This is a genomic window from Inquilinus ginsengisoli (genome assembly GCF_050434925.1).
GTDB lineage: Bacteria > Pseudomonadota > Alphaproteobacteria > DSM-16000 > Inquilinaceae > Inquilinus > Inquilinus ginsengisoli_B.
The window spans coordinates 1,554,488-1,569,313 of the sequence record NZ_JBNDJK010000001.1; the positions used below are offsets into that span (position 1 = coordinate 1,554,488).

At 65.0% G+C, this 14,826-nt stretch carries 16 protein-coding genes and 3 pseudogenes; 8 read left to right on the plus strand and 11 right to left on the minus strand.

Translation table 11 applies throughout. The annotated features are described in order from the left end of the window. Nucleotides 1-266: 266 nt before the first annotated feature. Both QFZ27_RS07620 and QFZ27_RS07625 read left to right on the plus strand, forming a co-directional pair. Entirely contained in the window at nucleotides 267-722 is a 456-nt protein-coding gene (locus tag QFZ27_RS07620; RefSeq protein WP_429225534.1) for an HD domain-containing protein, read from the plus strand. 720 nt (nucleotides 723-1,442) lie between these two features. Then, nucleotides 1,443-1,811 carry a sigma factor gene (locus tag QFZ27_RS07625; RefSeq protein WP_429225536.1) on the plus strand — a complete coding sequence of 123 codons (369 nt, stop codon included), beginning with the start codon at nucleotides 1,443-1,445 and terminating at the stop codon, nucleotides 1,809-1,811. Nucleotides 1,812-2,123: 312 nt separating this feature from the next. Here the strand turns inward: QFZ27_RS07625 and QFZ27_RS07630 are convergent, their stop codons facing one another. Next, complete coding sequence (locus tag QFZ27_RS07630; protein WP_429225538.1) at nucleotides 2,124-2,510, minus strand: hypothetical protein; 387 nt, start codon at nucleotides 2,508-2,510, stop codon at nucleotides 2,124-2,126. 229 nt (nucleotides 2,511-2,739) lie between these two features. On the opposite strand from QFZ27_RS07630, the gene QFZ27_RS07635 reads away from it, so the two are divergent. Further along, on the plus strand, nucleotides 2,740-3,537 hold the full coding sequence (locus tag QFZ27_RS07635) for a Crp/Fnr family transcriptional regulator (protein ID WP_429225539.1): 798 nt from the start codon (nucleotides 2,740-2,742) through the stop codon (nucleotides 3,535-3,537). 274 nt (nucleotides 3,538-3,811) lie between these two features. On the opposite strand, the gene QFZ27_RS07640 is transcribed toward QFZ27_RS07635, so the two are convergent. Together QFZ27_RS07640 and QFZ27_RS07645 are read right to left on the minus strand one after the other, a co-directional pair. Further along, on the minus strand, nucleotides 3,812-5,440 hold the full coding sequence (locus tag QFZ27_RS07640; RefSeq protein WP_429225540.1) for a GMC family oxidoreductase: 1,629 nt from the start codon (nucleotides 5,438-5,440) through the stop codon (nucleotides 3,812-3,814). 7 nt (nucleotides 5,441-5,447) lie between these two features. Then, on the minus strand, nucleotides 5,448-5,621 hold the full coding sequence (locus QFZ27_RS07645) for a hypothetical protein (protein WP_429225541.1): 174 nt from the start codon (nucleotides 5,619-5,621) through the stop codon (nucleotides 5,448-5,450). A 357-nt stretch (nucleotides 5,622-5,978) separates the two neighbouring features. On the opposite strand from QFZ27_RS07645, the gene ltrA reads away from it, so the two are divergent. After that, the gene (gene ltrA / locus QFZ27_RS07650) at nucleotides 5,979-7,457 is read left to right on the plus strand and encodes a group II intron reverse transcriptase/maturase (protein ID WP_429225542.1); all 1,479 of its coding nucleotides are present in this window, start codon (nucleotides 5,979-5,981) and stop codon (nucleotides 7,455-7,457) included. Between the two features lie 47 nt (nucleotides 7,458-7,504). On the opposite strand, the gene QFZ27_RS07655 is transcribed toward ltrA, so the two are convergent. The 4 genes and pseudogenes from QFZ27_RS07655 to QFZ27_RS07670 form a co-directional block, all read right to left on the minus strand. After that, complete coding sequence (locus tag QFZ27_RS07655) at nucleotides 7,505-8,029, minus strand: mandelate racemase/muconate lactonizing enzyme family protein (protein WP_429225543.1); 525 nt, start codon at nucleotides 8,027-8,029, stop codon at nucleotides 7,505-7,507. A 37-nt stretch (nucleotides 8,030-8,066) separates the two neighbouring features. After that, nucleotides 8,067-8,348, minus strand: a pseudogene (locus tag QFZ27_RS07660) (hypothetical protein); the annotation flags it as partial. Continuing rightward, on the minus strand, nucleotides 8,345-8,797 hold the full coding sequence (locus tag QFZ27_RS07665; protein WP_429225544.1) for a CheR family methyltransferase: 453 nt from the start codon (nucleotides 8,795-8,797) through the stop codon (nucleotides 8,345-8,347). The gene QFZ27_RS07665 and the pseudogene QFZ27_RS07660, both read right to left, overlap by 4 nt. Then, entirely contained in the window at nucleotides 8,776-8,898 is a 123-nt protein-coding gene (locus QFZ27_RS07670) for a hypothetical protein (RefSeq protein WP_429232540.1), read from the minus strand. Before QFZ27_RS07670 ends, QFZ27_RS07665 begins: the two co-directional genes overlap by 22 nt. On the opposite strand from QFZ27_RS07670, the gene QFZ27_RS07675 reads away from it, so the two are divergent. Continuing rightward, nucleotides 8,884-9,108 carry a hypothetical protein gene (locus QFZ27_RS07675; protein WP_429225545.1) on the plus strand — a complete coding sequence of 75 codons (225 nt, stop codon included), beginning with the start codon at nucleotides 8,884-8,886 and terminating at the stop codon, nucleotides 9,106-9,108. The genes QFZ27_RS07670 and QFZ27_RS07675 overlap by 15 nt on opposite strands. 296 nt (nucleotides 9,109-9,404) lie before the next feature. After that, nucleotides 9,405-9,578 carry a hypothetical protein gene (locus QFZ27_RS07680; protein WP_429225546.1) on the plus strand — a complete coding sequence of 58 codons (174 nt, stop codon included), beginning with the start codon at nucleotides 9,405-9,407 and terminating at the stop codon, nucleotides 9,576-9,578. Nucleotides 9,579-9,583: 5 nt separating this feature from the next. On the opposite strand, the gene QFZ27_RS07685 is transcribed toward QFZ27_RS07680, so the two are convergent. Then, complete coding sequence (locus QFZ27_RS07685) at nucleotides 9,584-9,775, minus strand: hypothetical protein (RefSeq protein ID WP_429225548.1); 192 nt, start codon at nucleotides 9,773-9,775, stop codon at nucleotides 9,584-9,586. A 42-nt stretch (nucleotides 9,776-9,817) separates the two neighbouring features. Between QFZ27_RS07685 and QFZ27_RS07690 the strand changes: the two genes are divergently transcribed. Then, nucleotides 9,818-11,926 (plus strand): phage protein GemA/Gp16 family protein, encoded by a 2,109-nt coding sequence (locus QFZ27_RS07690; protein WP_429225549.1) that lies wholly within the window; start codon nucleotides 9,818-9,820, stop codon nucleotides 11,924-11,926. A gap of 120 nt (nucleotides 11,927-12,046) precedes the next feature. Here QFZ27_RS07690 and QFZ27_RS07695 read toward each other — a convergent pair whose 3' ends face one another. Beyond that, nucleotides 12,047-12,412, minus strand: coding sequence for a hypothetical protein (locus QFZ27_RS07695; protein ID WP_429225550.1), 366 nt, complete (start codon nucleotides 12,410-12,412; stop codon nucleotides 12,047-12,049). A gap of 188 nt (nucleotides 12,413-12,600) precedes the next feature. On the opposite strand from QFZ27_RS07695, the pseudogene QFZ27_RS07700 reads away from it, so the two are divergent. Next, nucleotides 12,601-13,353: pseudogene (locus QFZ27_RS07700) on the plus strand (IS5 family transposase). A gap of 341 nt (nucleotides 13,354-13,694) precedes the next feature. On the opposite strand, the gene QFZ27_RS07705 reads toward QFZ27_RS07700, so the two are convergent. Both QFZ27_RS07705 and QFZ27_RS07710 read right to left on the minus strand, forming a co-directional pair. Further along, nucleotides 13,695-13,943: a DUF2934 domain-containing protein gene (locus tag QFZ27_RS07705; protein WP_429232422.1), complete on the minus strand. Its 249-nt coding sequence runs from the start codon at nucleotides 13,941-13,943 to the stop codon at nucleotides 13,695-13,697. A 12-nt stretch (nucleotides 13,944-13,955) separates the two neighbouring features. Next, nucleotides 13,956-14,360, minus strand: a pseudogene (locus tag QFZ27_RS07710) (transposase); the annotation flags it as partial. Between the last annotated feature and the right edge of the window lie 466 nt (nucleotides 14,361-14,826).

Consider the following 14,826-nt stretch of genomic DNA (forward strand, 5'->3'; position numbering starts at 1 on the left):
CCGTTTGTCATTCAGTGCGTCCGTGGCTTGGCGGGGGCAGGTGCCTCGGCGGGGATGTCGCTTCAGCCAAGCCGGCCAAAATCAGCCCATTCGCCTTTTAGGCTGAATTCGGTCTCGGCCAGAGAATTGCGGCACGGAGTTCTGATCAGGTCAATGAAATGACCGGCAAATGTGGTTGTCGATACATCGAAAAATAAAACCCCACTCCATTTCTAATGCCGGCGTCAGGAATCCCGACAGCAGACTGGCGCGCGAGGCGACACAGCTTGTCCGCGACACCGAGAGCGACCTGTTGTTCCACCATTCCACCCGGGTCTATTTCTGGGAGCCCTGGTCGGGATGCGGAGGGCCTGACGTTCGATCCGGAGCTGCTCTACGTCGCGGCCATATTCCACGACATCGGCTTGACGCCGCGTTATCGGAACAGCCAGCTTCGCTTCGAAGTGGACGGCGCGAATGCCGCACGCGACTTTCTGCAAGGCCACGGCATCTCCGATCGCGACCTGGAGAGAGTCTGGGCCGCCGTCGCTCTCCACACCAGGCCGGGGATCCCGGAGCATATGCATCCGGAGATCGCCCTGGTGCAGGCAGGCGCGGCGATGGATGTCGTGGGCCGCGGCGATCACGACCTTGCGGAGGAGCAGCGCGAGGCGGTGGTGGCCGCCTATCCCCGCGGCCGCGACTTCAAGCATGAGATGATCGAGGCGTTCTATCAGGGATGAAGCACCGGCCCGACAGCACGTTCGGCACCTTCAACGACAACATCCTCGCGTTCAAGGATCCGAATTTCCGGCGAGCAGACCTCTGCAGCATCATCTTGGGCTCACAATGACGGTATTGACCGGTTGATCCATGACCGCCCGGTGGAGCAGGCGGTGGATTTCCTGGCACGGCGAATAACGTCGGGTTCGAGCTGACGACAGCAGCCGCTGATGGCGCACACCCGACGGCGACGTTACAAACCCAGCCTGACGACCTGATTGTGAAAGCCACCTAGGTATGTGATTTTGTGAGCCAGGGGCGATATTCGTGCATTGAAAGGGATGCTGCGGGCGCGCAGACGCTCTCCAGCTTCGATCGCCTGATCGAACTCGACGGCAAGCGGCATCACGCGCGACAGGTACTGCGACTTCAAGCTGGGACGGAGGCATTCGTGCCAGGCGCGACGCCGTCCACCCGGCGCTCGATGACGGCCGCTGCGGAGAGATCCATTGTCATTGCGGACCGCAAGTACATCAAATGTTATATAAGCGGTCTCATGGCTGCGGCCCGCGCACAACTGAAAATGTTCTAACCTTTGTTAGGATCGAGGCGCGAAGAGCGGCGGGATCTGCATTTTTCGGAGATGATGGGCGACGATATTGATTAGCGTGACGACTTTATGCTGGAACAAGGGCGGGGAGGAGTTGTTTTGGTACCGAGTTCCGCAAAGGGAGCAATCGATGCTGCAAGTCAGCTCGCTGCCGAAGCAGGCCTTCGAAGACCACATCGCCCCATTGCTCGGCGAGCTGCTCGGATACGCGCGCAGCCTGACACGAAATTCGACGGATGCCGACGATCTGCTGCAGGAAACCCTGTTGGGGGCCTATCGGAAGTTCCACCTGTGGCAGCCCGGCACGAACTTGACGGCCTGGCTCGTCGTCATGATGCGCCGGATTTTTCCGTCGGGCGTTGCCACCCTGCGGGCCCGCGCGGAGACAACGCCGATAGAGGACGGGGACGGGGCGGCGGAGCCGGACCAGGATCTTGCGATGAGGTCCGGGACGTCGCACGCGGCATTTGCGAGCTGTCTCAAAGCCATCAGCAGATGATCCGGCTCGTGGCGGTCAATGAGCTCCCCTATGAAGAGGCCGCGGAGCGTTCAGCGTTCCGGGCGGAACCGTCCGGTCTCGCCTGAGTCGCGCGCGCAGCCAGTTGAAGAGCCTTCTCGCGCAATGAGCAGCGCATCCTTGCAAGGAGAGCCGAGATGATGCGGCGTCGACGAGCATCCACCGAGATCCTGGTCATCGAGGCCTATCGCCAGAGCCGTGGGGCCGGGCTGGATGAATGGACTGCCTGCGAAGCGGCACTGGCGGAGTTCAGAAGCCGGCACCCGGAGGCGTCGATCGACTATGCGAACACCTTCATCTCGCAGGCGCTGTCGACGCTCCGGCCCAGGGCTCCCGAATGGCCGGCGCCGTTCCGTCACGCGTCGGCGCACTGAGCCGTCGCCAAGCCAACACTGCCGCGGAGATCAGATCAGCTTGGCGATCGCTTCGGCTTCCGGCGAGTGATCGACGGCGTTTTCGATCGCTCGCCAGTTCGATGTCATCGCCCAGAAGCATGAGCACGAGCGCGCAGGTGATCGCGCTTTTCTCGTTGTCGGACATGGGATGCTGGTCGTTCGTCATGGTGCGGCGCAGCCAGGCTGCCAACTCCACCGGCGCCATATGCCCGCCGAGCACATGCCTCAGCATCGTTCGGACCATTTCCACGGCGCTTTCGAATTCCGCTGACCAGGTGTTCGGCATGCTGCGTTGGCCGAGCCTTGTTCCATCATTCGTTGTGGTTCCTATGAGCGCACCAACAGCATTCTGACCGGCGTCGGTTCCGTGTCCGGAGTTCCTCTCTGCGGTGCACCCTTTGCGGTCCGGTCGGTACCCGTCGAACAGGTGAACCAGTTCGCGCACATGCCCGTTGCCTGTGTGAGAGCGCAGTTCGTGAGCGTGCGTCCCGCCCACACATTGTCGGACCGAGAACATGGATTCATCCGGATTCGCGCTGCATCGTGACGAAGTCTCAGACGCGTTAACCCGTGGCGAACAGAAGATCGCTGTATTGCCAGGCCTGCAATCCCGGCCGGTGAAGGCCGGCACGACCCTGGTCCGCGGCGGCACAAGCCACGACTATGTCTATCGTCTCCAAAGCGGCTGGGCCGGCCGAGTTCGCCATCTGGCGGACGGCCGTAGCCAGTATATTCTGATCTTCCTCCCCGGCGACTTGTTCGCCGTGAAGAGTATGTTCGTGTCCTCCCATCCCGACGCGATCCAGGTCATGGCCGATGCCGTGCTTGAGCAAATCCATTATCAGGAACTGCGGCAGGCCTTCGACCAGGACAGCGATGTCGCCACCCGGTGCATCTGGCAGGTGATCGAAGAGGAGCGCCGGCTTCACAACTGGATTGTCAGCCTCGGGCGCTGCACCTCGGAGGAGCGCCTGGCCTTCTTCCTCAACGAGACCCGGACCCGCCTGGTGCTGTCCGGGTCGATCCAGCCGGATGCCTGGAGCTTCGAGCTGCCCATGACGCAGCTGCAGATGGGCGACTATCTCGGAATCTCGACGGTGCACGTCAACCGGACCCTGAAATGGCTCCATGAGGCGGGAGTGGCCACCAAGCGCGAAAGCGCCGGCCGGCCTGGCCTATCCGTTGGTCGACGATCACGAGCGAGCGGCGGCACATCTTTCGATGCGGGCCTGACCTGCCCGCCGGCGGCGGCTCCGACGCTTATGCGCTCGGGAAGACGTTGCTGTTCATCGGCTACGGCGTCTCCGACATGAACATCAGCATGCTGCTGCACCGCCTGTGGCAGACATGACGCACCTCGGGCCACGAGCAGGACCGGCCGCGCTCCGTCGTCTTCATGGCGCGGGCAATTCCGACGCAGGAGACGGTGCTCGCCCAGTGGGGGATCGACGTGATCTGCGAGGCGTCCGACGATCCGCAGGCGGCGCTGACCTGAGCAGGTAGACCAGCTGTCGAAGGCATGACGGCCGATAGCCGAGCAGATCCCCACTGGGCCGTATACCGGACCCCGCAGCGGTGCTCCGGATCTCACTGCTTCTGCCCGGCCATGATGAACTCGGCGCATCGGCTTCCCATCATCAGCGCCGGTGCGTTCGTGTTGCCGGCATTGATGTTCGGCATCGCCGAGAGGTCGCAGACACGCAGGCCTTCGATGCCGCGGACACGCAGCCGTGGGTCGAGAACGGCCAGCCGGTCGCCGGTCGGCCCCATCCGGCAGGTCCCGCTGGGATGATAGTTCGTCTTCACGAAGCGCCGGCAGTGCTCCATGACGGCTTCGTCGCTGAGATCCCTGGGGTCGGGAATGGCCACCCGCGCGATGTGATCCGACAGCGGCCGCGTCTGGAAAGCACGCAGAAAGAAGCGCTGGCCCTCGATCATGGCACGGGCATCAGCGGGATCCTTCAGCAGATTGGGCGAGACGAGGGGCATGTCGTCCGGATTCGCCGAGGCCAGCCGCACGAAGCCGCGCGACCGCGGCTTCACCACCACCGTCGTGACGGTGAGCCCGTAGGTGTCCTCGACCAGGCCGAGCGTGTCCCGGTCGACATAGACGATGGGAACGCAGAAGGCCTGGATGGACGGTTCGGCCCCAGGATCGCTCGGATTCACGAAGGCCCCTGCTTCGACCCCCGCCGAGGTGATCGGCCCGGTGCCGAACAGCTTGAACTGCAGGCCGTTCAGCAGCATGCGCCAGCCGACGCCCTGCTTATGGTAGCCGTGGGGACCATTGGCCATGGCGACGATCGGCACCTCCGGATGGTCGATCAGGTTCTCGCCGACACCCGGCAGGTCGACGATGCAGTCGATCCCGTGCTCCCGCAACTGGTCGGCCGGCCCGATGCCCGACAGCATCAGCAGCTGCGGCGTGACCAGCGCACCGGCCGCGACGATCACCTCGGCTTCCGCGAAGGCTGTCTGCTCCCGGCCCGCGGCATCGCGATAGGTCACCCCGGCCGCCCGGCCCGCGGCGATCTCGATGCGCCGGACCCGTGCGTTCAGCCGGACCGCCAACCTGGGGTCGCCTTGCAGTGGCGCGATGAAGGCATAGGCCGCGCTGCTGCGCTTTCCGCGGCGGTTCATGAACTGGTAGAAGCCGACGCCCCGCTGGCCCGGCCCGTTGAAGTCGTGGTTGAAGGGCTCGCCGAGCGCCTGCACGCTCTGCACGAACCAGCGCGAGACATCGTTGATATGGCCGGGATCCGACACCAGCAGCGGCCCGTCCGCGCCGTGCCGCTCGTCGTTGAGCCGGTTGTTGCCCTCCATGCCGCGGAAGTGGGGCAGCACGTCCGCCCAGGTCCAGCCCGGATAATCGTTGTCGCCGCGCAGCACCTGGTGCCACGCGTCATAGTCCGACGGCCGGCCGCGCATATAGACCTGGGCGTTCACCGACGAGCCGCCCCCGAGCACATTCGCCTGGGGGATGTCATGCATCCGGCCGTTCAGATGCTCCTGCGGCACCGTGCGGTGATAGCGCATGAACTTGCTGCCGTTGATCATCTTGAAGATGCCCGGCGGCATGTCGAGCAGGGGGTGCCGGTGGGAGTGGCCGGCCTCGAGCAGGAGCACGCGGGCGCCGGCCTCCTTGACGAGGCGGGCCGCGGCGACGCAGCCGGAGGAACCGCCCCCGACGACGATATAGTCGAAACGCTCGGTCATCGTTCGGTCAGGCTCTGATCTTGTCCAGCCCCGCCCAGTCGAAGGCGATGCCGTGTCCCGGCCGGTCCGGCGCGATGGCGAAGCCCTCCTCGACCCGCAATGGTTCGGCAATGTAGTGCTCGAGCCCGAAGCCGTGGGCTTCGAGGAAGCTGCGATTCGGGCAGGCGGCGAGCAGATGCACAGTCAGAGCGCCGGGAGACCGGCAAGGAGTAGGTGGTGGAAGTCCACTGCGATGAAGGAGTAGCGATCCACATCGGCCCCGAGCCGTGCGTTGTTGTCCGTGAGGGCAGGAGCGAAGCGTCGGCAGGGGAGAGCATAGGCCAGCCATCGAGCCGCGAAAGGCACAAATCCGGGCGCCGACGCCGTTGACAGGGTGGAAGGCAACATGGACGGGCGCGTCATGCGAGCACCCGTCCGGCCCGGCGTGGTCGCAGACCCTGGCATGTGCAGACGCTCCTTGTTCGGGAACCGGGAGGTCCCGCGTCCGACCGCCGTGTGGTGCGGCGGCCCGCATCGGGAAGGTGAGGAGCCGTAGCCGATGATGCACGGGCGCGGGACGTCAGACGCCGCCATAGTAGCTGTGAAGCCGACGAACAAGGCGGAGCGATCCGCTGCGGAGCCGGTGGAGCCAAGGGCGGCGACCGAGGGGAATGCGGGCCGGAACCGCACGCGCCGGGCGCAGAACCGGGCAAGCGTGTCCCAGGCGCTGGACCGCATACGGCAAGCCGCAAGGCAAAGGAAGAAGGAGAGGTTCAACGCGCTGTTCCACCATCTCAGCCTGGCCCTGCTCGAGGAGGCGTTCTTCGATCTGAAGAAGAATGCCGCTCCCGGCGTCGACGGGCTGACATGGCAGGACTATGAGGCAGATCTGGAGCGCAAGCTCGCAGACCTGCACGCCCGGGTCCAGCGGGGCGCGTATCGGGCGCTGCCGAGCCGGCGGGTCTTCATTCCCAAGCCGGACGGCCGGCAGCGGCCGCTGGCGGTTGCCGCCCTGGAGGACAAGATCGTCCAACGGGCGACGGCCGCGGTGCTGAATGCGATCTATGAGGAAGACTTCCTCGGGTTCTCGTATGGGTTCCGACCCGGGCGCGGGGCGCATGATGCGCTGGATGCGCTCGTGGTCGGGATCACCAGCACCAAGGTGAACTTCATCCTGGACGCCGATATCCGCAGCTTCTTCGACACGGTGAGCCAGCCCTGGCTTGTCCGCTTCCTGGAGCACCGGATCGGCGACCCGCGCGTCCTCCGCCTGATCCGCAAATGGCTCAGGGCGGGCATTCTTGAAGACGGGGTCGTGACAGCCAGTGACCAGGGGACGGGACAAGGGTCGGTGATCTCACCGCTCCTGGCCAACGTCTACCTGCACTATGTCTTCGACTTGTGGGCCCATCGCTGGCGACGGCGAGAGGCCACGGGCAACGTCATCATCGTGCGCTACGCCGACGACATCGTCGTCGGCTTCGAGCACGAGGCGGACGCCCGGCGCTTCCTGGAGGCGATGCGCGAGCGGTTCGAGGCGTTTGCGTTGTCGGTGCATCCGGACAAGACCCGCCTGATCGAGTTCGGCCGCCATGCGGCGGCCGACCGCGAGCGGCGCGGGCTCGGCAAACCGGAAACCTTCGACTTCCTGGGCTTCACCTTCATCTGCGGGCGATCGCGGGCGGGCAAGTTCCTGGTCAAGCGCAAGACCCGGCGCGATCGCATGCGGGCGAAGCTGCAAGCCATCAAACAGGAACTGCGGCAACGCATGCACCAGCCCATCCCCGATCAGGGCAGATGGCTGGGGCAGGTCGTCAAAGGCTACTTCAACTATCACGCTGTGCCGACCAACAGTCAGGCGCTGGTCACGTTCCGCTTCTTCGTCACCGAACTCTGGCGGCGAACGCTTCGGCGGCGCAGCCAGAAGGACAGCATGACCTGGACGCGGATGACGCGGCTGGCCAATGACTGGCTCCCCAAACCGCGAGTCCTACATCCCTGGCCACAACTGCGCTTCGCCGTCAAACACCCAAGGTAGGAGCCGTATGCCTTAATCGGGCACGTACGGATCTGTGCGGGGGGCGCTCAGCAATGGGCGTCCCTACCGCGATCGTCATGCGCGCCGTGCGTCGTCACCGGAAGGTTGAAGGCCTCGGCCAGCCGGGCGATCTTCATGAAGGGCGTGACGCCGCCGCAATTGGTCACGTCCGGCTCGGGATAGGTCACGGCTTCGGCGGCGATGTACTGCTTGAACTCCCATAACGTGCGGAGGTTCTCCCCGGCCGCGATCGGCACCCCGCCGTCGCGCACGATGCGGGCGTGGCCGGCCGGATCGTCCGGGATCGTCGGCTCCTCGATCCAGGTCAGATCATAGGGCTGCAGGGCCCGGGCAGCGCGGATCGCCTGGTCCACCGTCCATTTCATGTTGGCGTCGACCATCAGGGGGAACTCCTCTCCCAGATGCGCGCGCATCGCCTTCACCCGGGCCACATCCTCGCCGAGACGCTCGCGGCCGACCTTCATCTTGATGGCGCGGAAGCCCTTGGCGAGATTGCCGTCGGTCTGGCGCAGGAGGTCGTCCAGGGGCAGGTCGATCGATGCCGCCGGCATAGCACGGCACCTTCGGATCGAACCCGCCGAGGAAATTCCAGAGAGGCAGGCCGGCGCGCCGGGCTTTGAGGTCCCACAACGCCATGTCGAAGGCGGAGATGGCGAGGACGGTCGGCCCGCCGCGGCCGCCATAATGCAGCGCCCACCAAGCCTTCTGCCAAAGCCGTTCGATATGGTCGGCCTCTTCGCCCGCGAAGATCTCCGGCATCTCGCGGGTCAGGATGGCGTCGATCGCTGCCCCGTTCCGACCCACCGTATAGGTTCCGCCGACCTGCGAGCCTAGCCTGTGCTTGCGAAGCAGATCCGGCCATGGCCTCATGGTCGGATTCGCCGCGGGGTGCTCGCGACTGTGACAATTACCCTGAAACTCTCGTCGCAAGATTCGTCGGACACGATTACGCAGATGGATCCATTCGCCAGCATCTCAGGGTGGTCGGGTGCGAACTGCTCCAGCACCCGGGTCTCGACGACGTGCCGCAGCCCCGGCGCGGCCGGCATCACCCGCCGGATGCCTGACTCCTGTGAGTGGCCCGGCGCCAACCCGGCGATCGAAAGCGGCAGCCGCCGGGCCATTGCTCCACCATTCTCGCGGCTGCGGAAGATCCGGTGCTTCTTGTCGATCGCTGCGAACACGTCGGAGAACTGGCTGACGTTTTCCGATGTGCCGAGGAACAGGTAGCCGCCGGGCCGCAGCGCGTAGTGGAAAACCGGGATCACATGGTTCTGCGCCTCGGGGCCGAAATAGATTAGGAGGTTCCGGCATGACACCAGTCCAGCTTCGAGAACGGCGGATCGCGCAGCACGCTATGCGGCGAGAAGATGCACAAGTCGCGGACCTCCTTGCCGATCAGCAGGTGGCCGCCATCCATGTCGAGATCATGGAGGGCGCCGGCATCGCGAGGCCGGACATCGCCGCCCTGTTCGATATCGTCATCCGCGGCCTGCGTTCGCCGGTGGCACGGCCGCCTCTGCCCACCCCCGAGATCCCGAACGGCTTCGTGCTGGTCCGCAATGACGTGCTGATGTCGCTGGCGGCCGGCATGCCCGTCTCGGCGCCGGAGTCCACCGATGCCCCGTAATCCCCCTGACGATCCCGTGTTCAATGCCTTCTGGGCCGCCTATCCCGAGCGGCGGCCGAACCCGCGCGAGCGGGCGCGCAAAATGTTCCGGGGCCTGGTCACGGCCGGCACCGCGACGGCCGACGAACTGACGGCTGCAGCCCGCGCCTGCGCCACCGAGCGGCGAAGGCCGACCCGAAATTCAACTGGATGGCGTCAACCTTCCTCAGGGAGGAGCGCTGGCGCGACTACGTCCCGACGGAGGCGGCCGGCCGGCGCCGGAGCTGGACACAGGCGTCCACCCGTTTGCCGGCCTGGTGGACCGCGTAGGCATCAAGAAGTGGTCGGCCTGGTTCCGGCCGCTGCAACTGGAGCTGCAACGCGATCGGTGGGTCGTCGTCGCGCCGTCAAAGTTCCACGCCGACCGCGTCCGGGCTGACTGCGAGCAACTGCTCCGCCAGCTGCTGGGTGAGATCGAGGTGCGGCCGTGACCAGGTCAGTGAGTGGCGAGGCTGCGCGCTTCACCAACGCACCGGATGCTCTTCGTGCCGGATGTACTTGTCACGATCAAATCGCGATAGCAGGCAATAACAGCCTCACAGGTTGCCCGCAGGCCCGCGCTTAACGCATCAGCATCGCTGGCGCTCTCCTCGGCCAGCATAACGAGCACCTGCTCGATCTCATACAACTGGACCGATCGGACCTCCCAGCTCCGCTCACCTTCGGGACGATGCGGATCCACGATGGCGCCATAGAGACCATCAAGCCACTCGGCCAATGTGTTGGCATCTCGAATGACAGCCGGGCGGCCATCTCTGCATCGAAAGGAAATAGGCGGCTCGATCCGGGTGAGGCCGTTCATCGCACATTCTCCTCTCACCGCATTCTCATCACCCCCCACTCGGCTAAAGACGGCTCCAGCTGCAAGAGTTCCCTGCAACCGGCTCAACGCACCGAAGCTGAGGAGTGGCAAGGCTCATCATCGGGAGGTCGCGGAATGACGCGAACTCGCCTGATCGCCAAAGTCCACGTGGCCAAAAAACAGCTTGGGCTGGACGAGGAGACCTATCGGGACGTGCTGCGCCGGGTCACCGGACGGGACAGCACCGCCGACATCAATAACGTGCAACTCGGCAACGTCATCCGCGAATTCGTCCGGCTCGGGTGGAAGGGCGGTGGCGATCTGCGAACCGGCCGGACGCCGACCCGCCGCCTGATCCGCGCCCTCTTGCGCGATGCGTCCCGAGAGAAGTCGGAGGCGTCCCTCCGGTCCATGATCCGCCGCGTCCTCGGCCTGACCAAAGACGTGATCGCCACATGCGGCATCGCCTATCACACGAAGCTGCACGGGGCAGACACCGAGCCGGACAAGCCGAGCTTGCACGCCCAGACGGTCGTCTCCGAATACGGCTTCCGCGCGAAGGCTGGTCAAACCTTCCGGCTAGAGCAGATCGTCAGCGTCGTCGCCAGCACGCTGCACCAGCAGCCGGACGACCAGGCCGTCCGGCTGCTGGGAAAGGCGCTCCGCGACGGCTTCGACACGCTCCGGGATGCAAACCGGGCCTGCTGGTCCAGGCTGTGGACCCGCCGCATCCGCCTGATCGGCGCGGATGAGCGCTGGCAGGCGATGGCCGATGCCGCGTTCTATTACCTGAACGCATCGGTGCATGCGTCGTCGCCGGCGTCGACCTCGATCTTCGGGCTCTCGGCCTGGCGCGACTATCACTACTACTATGGCCATGTGATGTGGGACATCGAGGCCTTCGCCATCCCGCCGGTCACCCTGTTCCAGCCGGAAGCGGCGGCGACGCTGCTGGGCTATCGGTCCAAGCATCTGCAGGCGGCGCACCGCAATGCCAAGCTGGTCGGCCGCCGCGGCGCCCAGTTCCCGTGGGAGAGCGCGCCGTCGACCGGCGAGGAGGCGGCACCGATGCCCGGCTCGGCCTCCTGGTATGAGGACCATGTCTCGCTGGACGTCGCTCTGGGCTTCAGCTTCTACGCAAATGTCACCGGTGAGGAACGGTTTCTGCAGGACCAGGCTTGGCCCGTGCTCTCCGGCGTGGCCGACTGGCTCGTCTCGCGCGCGACCAAGACAGACCGCGGTTACGAGATCAGTCAGACGATGGGGATCGCGGAGCGGGAATCCCCCTGCGACAATGCGGCCTACACCGTCATGGCCGCCCGCAAGGTGCTCGACGACGCCATCGATGCTGCGGGCCGCCTCGGCCGCAGATTCGACCCGGCCTGGACCAGGATCCGCGAAGGGCTGGTCCTTCCGCGGCGCGGCGACGTCGTCATCTCGCATGACGGCTTCCAGCCGTCGGAGGAGAAGGGGGCCACGCCGGATCCGCTGATGGGGATCTTCCCCATCGGCCATCCCTTGGACCGGGCCGTCGAGCAGGCGACCCTGAGATTCTATCTCGGGCTCGCCGATCAGTATGTCGGGGCGCCGATGCTGTCGGCCCTGTTCGGCGCCTGGGCGGCCAGGACGGGAGATCGCCCGCTCGCGGCGAAGCTCCTGGACGACGGCTATGGCCGCTTCTGCACCGGCCCCGTCATGCAGACGCTCGAATACCGGCCCGACGTCTTCCCGGACCAGCCGAGGGCGAGTCCCTTCCTAGCGAATATCGGTGGCTTTCTGATCAGCCTCCTGCTCGGCTTCACCGGCCTGCGCCCGTCCGCCGCCGAACCCGCCGATTGGGCGGAGCGCCCTGTCGTGCTGCCGGAGGGATGGGACCGCATCGAGGTCGATGAGCTGTCGATCCGGGGAAAACCGGCGCGGCTGATTGCCACCGACGGCGCTGAGAGGGCGAGCCTCCAGAGAATCGAGCATAGCTGACGAAGGTTGGTCAGGAAACTGGTCGGGATGTCTCCCTCGCGACGACTCTGCGCGGGCTCCGGGGACGCAGTCAGGCGTCGAGGTCGGTAACGGGCCGAAGCCGACCGTGTTCCACGGCCGTCACAGAGTTGGCAGCGTCGCTCCGTCCCGGCCATAAACCTCCGCAATCCGGCAGCCCCGCGGGTCGTACCGCACCACGATCGCGCCGGGCTGGCTGGGCTGCCTGACCCAGACTTGGCGCAGCGCCAAGCTGTACTCGGTCGGATAGCCTGGCGTCACCGGTGCCAGTTCGATCCGGGAGATGCTGCCCGCGGTGAGGTGGTGCGCCGCCAGAGCACCGGCGACGCGGCCAGAGCAGATGTCGTTTCCCAGCGCCCTGTGGACCTTTTCCGCTAGAGCCGGATCAGGCGTTGCCGTGAGAGGAGCCTGGCCAGCGCAGCACGACAGGGCCAGAACAAGGGCAAGAGTGGAACAAAGCTTGATCATGTAGGATCACCATAAGCCGGTGGCGTCGGGCGCCTCGCGCGTCGGATCGGACCCACGTCGCAAAGCCGATTGAGGCTGCACTGATCCGAAACGGGCCTAGGGTTAAAACCCAATCATCCTCTTGATGAAGTCGGTGAATCGTGATTCACCCGGATCCCGGATCGACCAGAAGGGAGCGGGGACGACTGATGAGCAATCTGTTCTGGCTCAACGACGAGCAGTGGGCGGCGATCGAGCCGTTCATGCCGACGAACCAGCCTGGGGCGCGGCGCCAGGACGACCGTCGCGTCATGTCGGGCATCTTCCACGTCTTGAGGACCGGCTGTCGCTGGCAAGATTGCCCCGGGGCGTATGGCCCGGCCACGACCATCTACAACCGTTTCAACCGCTGGACGCGCAAGCGCTTCTGGACGGGGATGCTGGAAGCGCTCGCCAGCGCCGGTGCGGCGACCAACGCCGTCGCCATCGACGCCACCTACGTGAAGGCCCAGCGCGCCGCCTATGGCGGAAAAGGGGGGCCAAGGCGCAGGCCATCGGGCCTTCGCGCGGTGGGAACACAACGAAGATCCATGCGCTCACCGACGTGATCGGCCGCCCTTTCGTCGTCGACCTCACGCCCGGCAACGTCGCCGATGTGACCGCTGCACCGAAGTTGATCGAGCGGGCGGCGGGCTTGGGCTATCTCATCGGCGATAAGGGCTACGATGCCGACGGCCTGCGCGCGATGATCCGCGCCCGCGGCGGCCGGCCAGTGATCCCCGGCAAGGCCAACCGCAAGCGCAAGATCCCGCTCGACAAGGCTCGCTACAAGTCGCCATCTGATCGAGAATGCTTTCGGCCGATTGAAGGATTTCAGACGTATCGCCACTCGCTACGACAAGCTGGCCCGAAACTTCTTGTCCGCCGTCGCCCTCGCAACTTTGCTTGTCTTCTGGATCTGATTGAGTCTGGAGCCTAAGGACCCTCGCGCGAGCAGACTCAATCTGGCGGCGACAAATTGCCCCGCCGAAGCGGGGCAAGGTCGTAAACTGGGACGCCAGAGCAGCGAAGGGAACGCTGCTGCTTTGAGAACCGACCCAGGGGAGCATCGCTTCCGTTCCGCCCAAGTGGCACCGGCCGATTTGGTCAGCACAGCGTCGCGCACGCCGCGGACCGCAAGGACGGACTCAATGACGAACTCCGGCGCGTACGGGTCCACAGCATGCTACCGGCATGATCTCCGAACCGACCGGCACCGAAAGTGCCTGATTTCGCAGGATAGGAAGATAGCCGGAGACGGTGGCTACAGAGCCTTTTTCGAGCGCTTTCCCGGCGGGACGATCGCATGAGGGTCGACGCCCTCGGGCGTACTCTCGGCTGCTGGGCGATCCTCGGCTTCGATCTCCGCCACCGCTTGATCCCAATGCTCCTGCTCCCGACCGTCCGGCCGGCCTTCCCTGTGCCAGATGTCGTAGGCTCGCTGCCGGATCCTCTCCAAACGATCCTCGACCATACCTTCCTCCAATGTGTAAGGCGAACCAACACGGTACATATGGGGGTGACGACATAGAAAGGGCAGCAGAGTTGCGAGGGCGACGGCGGACAAGAAGTTTCGGGCCAGCTTGTCGTAGCGAGTGGCGATACGTCTGAAATCCTTCAATCGGCCGAAAGCATTCTCGATCAGATGGCGAGATTTGTAGCGAGCTTGCCGGCCGCCGCGGGCGCGGATCATCGCGCGCAGGCCGTCGGCATCGTAGCCCTTATCGCCGATGAGATAGCCCAAGCCCGCCGCCCGCTCGATCAACTTCGGTGCAGCGGTCACATCGGCGACGTTGCCGGGCGTGAGGTCGACGACGAAAGGGCGGCCGATCACGTCGGTGAGCGCATGGATCTTCGTTGTGTTCCCACCGCGCGAAGGCCCGATGGTACAGACTGCCGCTTGGCTTCGATCGACATCGCACCCCTTCATACTACCTCTTGTCCCAGGCATACGAGACGCTGAACAGGGAGGGGCCACCAATGGTCAAACCAACGGCGGAATTTGCGCCAACATTTGCCGAGGTGACGGATTATGATCGCGAGCATGAGAAAATCTACCGGAGGATACTTGATGCAGCCGACGATAGGACTGATTGGCGCGAGGTTGCGCAGCTCATTTTGGGCATAGATCCACGTCAGAACCCGAAACGAGCCCGGCATAGCTATGACAGCCATCTCGCCCGAGCTCGTTGGCTAACGGAGCACGGGCATTTCCGGTGGCTGAGGAGTGCGCGGTCAACCTATTGAGTCGCAGTGCCGGCATGTCCAGTTCGAAGCGGCCATTCAGCGGCCTGGGGTACATCTGTAGAGGGCGTCCAACTCACGGTGCTGTCGGGCGACACGTAAAACTAGACCCTCCTGGCGACACCCAGGAGGGGTCATGACGCGAGTAGAAT